Annotated in this window: 4 protein-coding genes; 2 read left to right on the top strand and 2 right to left on the bottom strand. The window is 56.4% G+C overall.

Translation table 11 applies throughout. The features are described from left to right. Positions 1-488: 488 nt before the first annotated feature. On the bottom strand, positions 489-1,409 hold the full coding sequence (locus AC1DIG_RS29115) for a LysR family transcriptional regulator (protein ID WP_477770083.1): 921 nt from the start codon (positions 1,407-1,409) through the stop codon (positions 489-491). Between the two features lie 157 nt (positions 1,410-1,566). Between AC1DIG_RS29115 and AC1DIG_RS29110 the strand changes: the two genes are divergently transcribed. Continuing rightward, on the top strand, positions 1,567-2,748 hold the full coding sequence (locus AC1DIG_RS29110; protein WP_019694512.1) for an acyl-CoA dehydrogenase: 1,182 nt from the start codon (positions 1,567-1,569) through the stop codon (positions 2,746-2,748). Between the two features lie 13 nt (positions 2,749-2,761). Continuing rightward, the gene (locus tag AC1DIG_RS29105; RefSeq protein WP_477770082.1) at positions 2,762-3,982 is read left to right on the top strand and encodes a CaiB/BaiF CoA transferase family protein; all 1,221 of its coding nucleotides are present in this window, start codon (positions 2,762-2,764) and stop codon (positions 3,980-3,982) included. Here the strand turns inward: AC1DIG_RS29105 and AC1DIG_RS29100 are convergent. After that, positions 3,960-4,306 (bottom strand): hypothetical protein (locus AC1DIG_RS29100; RefSeq protein WP_477770081.1); only part of this gene is annotated, 347 nt, incomplete at its 5' end. The two genes, AC1DIG_RS29105 and AC1DIG_RS29100, sit on opposite strands and share 23 nt — an antisense overlap.

The following is a 4,306-nucleotide window of genomic DNA, read 5'->3' as shown; positions in this document are numbered from 1 at the left end:
GGGTTGCAGCAACCCGCGTTTCACCGGTCTGGGTTTCGAGAGGAACACCAATGTGCACGTCAAATCTCCTGCTTGATCTTATTGCTTTCGATCATTCTTGGAAGGCCAGCGCACTGCGGAGGGTGCGACTGGGGCGGCCGATCAGCACGCCCCCGCCGTATTTCGGGCGGGGCGCGGCATTTTGCAGGCGAACTTTGTGCCCTTCAAGGGATTATGACGGGTGACGGAAAATTAACTACAAGTCACCCTGTGACCGAATGTCGCAAGTGTCCGCCTAAATCCCTTGTAGGCCGTGCTTTGTAAGGATTTCTGTCGAAATCCAGGAAATTACACATCGGTGCTGTGAATAACGCGGCATTGCTTTGAATCAGGGCCGCAAAGCCACGCCGTTAGGCGCTTGTGGGACGATTGTGCCTCCTGAAGGTACAGTCTGCTAAAATGCGACAAATACTTATATCTGTAGTGCTTTAATTTTGCTGACTACGAGGTCAGCTTGTGGCGGATAAGCCCTGCCCTTCTGGGTTGTAGCTATGTGCCTGATTAACCAGCCAATCGCGAAATGCGCGTAAAGAGGCTGATTCGACCTTTCGGTCAGGAATCATCAGGTAATAGGCCTTGATGCTCGACAGGGCCTGAGGGTTGGCAATCACCAGTCGTTTCTCCGCCAACTCACGCTGAATCAGGAACGGTGGGATCAGTGCGATACCCATGTCATGCATCGCTGCCTGAGCCAGCATGGAGAATAGCTCGTAACGCGGACCTGTCATGTCGCGTGGGACATTCAGGTGTTGTGAGTCGAACCACTGGCGCCAGGCGTAAGGTCGCGTGGTCTGTTGCAGTAGCGGCAGGTCGGCAATCACCTCGGCGCTCAGGTGTGTGCGATCACCGAGCAGTGCCGGGCTGCACACCGGCATCGGATTCTCGCCCATCAGTCTGTGGGATTCGGTACCGGACCAATCGGCGTCACCAAAGTAGATCGCGGCGTCAAAGTCGGTGTCGGCAAATAGAAACGGTCGCGTGCGGTTGGTCAGATTGACCGTGACTTCCGGGTGTTGCTTCTGGAGGTCCTTGAGTCGTGGCAACAACCATTGAGTGCCGAAAGTCGGCACAACCGCCAGTTCGATGACGTTGGCGCCCTGCTGGCCCATCACCGACAGCGTGTCTCGTTCAACGGCATCCAGTTGGGTTGCAACGCGTCGGCTGTAGGAAAGCCCCGCCTCAGTCAGCTTCACGCCGCGTCGTGAGCGTCGGAACAGTTCGACACTGAGGAACTCCTCCAGGCTGGCGATTTGTCGGCATATCGCTCCTTGGGTCAGCGATAACTCTTGAGCGGCCTTGGTAAAGCTCTCATGGCGGGCTGCCGCTTCGAAGCTGATCAGTGCAGCAGTGCTGGGTATCTTCCTGCGCATGTACGGCAACCTCACTAATGGTTTGAATATATGCCGTTTCAGGCCATTACGGAGTGAGAAATTAACACAACAGTATGCAAAATCCTCGTTTGCCCAATGCATCTGCGGCGCCTAGGATCAGTCCACGATATTTGACCAACTTCGCGAGGACTCTCTCATGGCCGGTAAAGCTAGCTTCAACTGGATCGATCCCCTGCTGCTGGATCAACAGCTCACCGAAGAAGAGCGCATGGTGCGCGACAGCGCTGCCCAGTTTGCTCAGGACAAGCTGGCGCCACGTGTTCTGGAAGCTTTCCGTCATGAGAAAACCGACCCGGCGATCTTCCGCGAAATGGGCGAAATCGGTCTGCTGGGTGCGACTATTCCTGAGCAGTACGGCGGCAGCGGTCTGAACTATGTCAGCTACGGCTTGATTGCCCGTGAGGTCGAGCGCGTCGACTCCGGCTATCGTTCGATGATGAGCGTGCAGTCTTCGCTGGTCATGGTGCCGATCAACGAATTTGGGACCGAAGCGCAGAAACAGAAATACCTGCCGAAGCTGGCTACCGGTGAATGGATCGGTTGCTTCGGTCTGACCGAACCCAACCACGGATCCGATCCGGGTTCGATGATCACTCGTGCACGTAAAGTGGAAGGCGGCTACAGCCTGACTGGCAGCAAGATGTGGATCACCAACAGCCCGATCGCTGACGTATTTGTGGTGTGGGGCAAGGATGACGCCGGCGATATCCGTGGCTTCGTCCTGGAGAAAGGCTGGAAAGGCCTGAGCGCTCCGGCAATCCACGGCAAGGTCGGCCTGCGCGCCTCTATCACCGGCGAGATCGTGATGGACAACGTATTCGTCCCAGAAGAGAACATCTTCCCGGATGTCCGCGGTTTGAAAGGCCCTTTTACCTGCCTTAACTCTGCACGTTATGGCATCTCCTGGGGCGCTCTGGGGGCGGCCGAGTTCTGCTGGCACACCGCTCGCCAGTACACACTCGACCGTCAGCAGTTTGGTCGGCCTTTGGCTGCCACCCAGTTGATCCAGAAGAAGTTGGCGGACATGCAGACTGAAATTACCCTGGCCCTGCAAGGTTGTCTGCGTCTGGGGCGTATGAAGGATGAAGGCACAGCTGCCGTCGAAATCACCTCGATGATGAAGCGCAACTCTTGCGGCAAGTCGCTGGATATCGCCCGTATGGCTCGCGATATGTTGGGCGGTAATGGCATCTCCGACGAATTCGGTGTTGCACGTCACCTGGTCAACCTTGAGGTGGTCAACACCTATGAAGGAACTCATGACGTTCACGCGCTGATCCTGGGTCGCGCGCAGACCGGTCTCCAGGCGTTCTATTAATAGGAGAGCGGCCATGGGTGCGTTATCGCATTTGCGGGTATTGGATTTATCGCGGGTATTGGCTGGGCCTTGGGCCGGGCAGATTCTCGCGGATCTCGGCGCCGAGGTTATAAAGGTCGAGCGCCCGGGCAATGGCGATGACACTCGCGCCTGGGGGCCGCCCTTCCTTAAGGATGCTTACGGCGAGAACACCAGCGAGGCCGCTTATTACTTGTCGGCCAATCGCAACAAGCAGTCAGTGACCATCGACTTTACTCAGGCCGAAGGTCAGCGTCTGGTTCGCGAGCTGGCGGCGAAGTCCGACATCCTGATCGAGAACTTCAAGGTTGGTGGTCTGGCGGCCTATGGGCTGGACTACGAGTCGCTCAAGGCGATCAACCCTGATCTGATATATTGTTCGATCACTGGCTTCGGCCAGACCGGACCTTATGCCAAGCGTGCGGGCTACGACTTCATGATCCAGGGGCTCGGTGGCTTGATGAGCCTGACTGGCCGTCCTGAAGGTGATGAGGGTGCCGGGCCGGTGAAAGTCGGTGTAGCGCTGACGGATATTTTGACAGGGCTCTATTCGACGGTAGCGATCCTGGCGGCATTGGCGCATCGGGAGCATGAAGGTGGTGGTCAACACATCGACATGGCATTGTTGGATGTTCAGGTGGCGTGCCTTGCTAACCAGGCGATGAATTACCTGACTACCGGTATTGCTCCCAAGCGCTTGGGTAACGCCCACCCGAACATTGTTCCCTATCAGGACTTCCCGACCGCGGATGGTGACTTCATCCTGACGGTGGGGAATGACGGGCAGTTCCGCAAATTTGCCGAAGTGGCTGGTCAGCCGCAGTGGGCGGATGATCCGCGGTTCGCGACGAACAAGCTTCGTGTTGCGAATCGTGCGGTGCTGATTCCGTTGATTCGCCAGGCAACGGTCTTCAAGACCACTGCCGAATGGGTGGCGCAGTTGGAGCAGGCGGGCGTGCCATGTGGGCCGATCAACGATCTGTCGCAGGTATTTGCCGATCCACAGGTTAAGGCGCGCGGTTTGGCGATCGAGCTTCCTCATGCGCTGGCCGGGTTGGTGCCGCAGGTTGCCAGTCCTATTCGCTTGTCCGAGACGCCAGTGGAGTACCGTAGCGCCCCTCCTCTATTGGGTGAGCACACGCTTGAGGTTTTGCAGCGAGTGCTGGGTCTTGAGGCTGCCGCCGTTGCTGCTTTTAAGGAAGCTGGAGTGCTCTGAGGGTTCCTTCTATATAGACGCGGTGTTTTTCCCTCTCCATATAGAGGGGAAAACACTGTTTTTTCGGCTTTCTGCAACTCATTGATAGAAAAGCAAAATTAAGTGTTGACGGCAGATTCTGGAAGTCTATAATTCGCCCCACTTCCGGCGCAGTCGAAACGGAAAACTCCTTGGCAAACAAAGAGTTACGCAGTTTTCGACAGCGGTTACGCTTCAGTTCATCGAAGCCTGAAGGAGTTGGTAAGGCAGTGTGTTTTCGCCTTATTGACGGTTCGATCATCTCGGTCGAAAGCGGAGAAAAAGAGGTGTTGACAGCAGCGAGTA

The organism is Pseudomonas sp. 05N431, from assembly GCF_056397005.1.
This window is presented reverse-complemented; position numbering and strand designations above follow the sequence as displayed.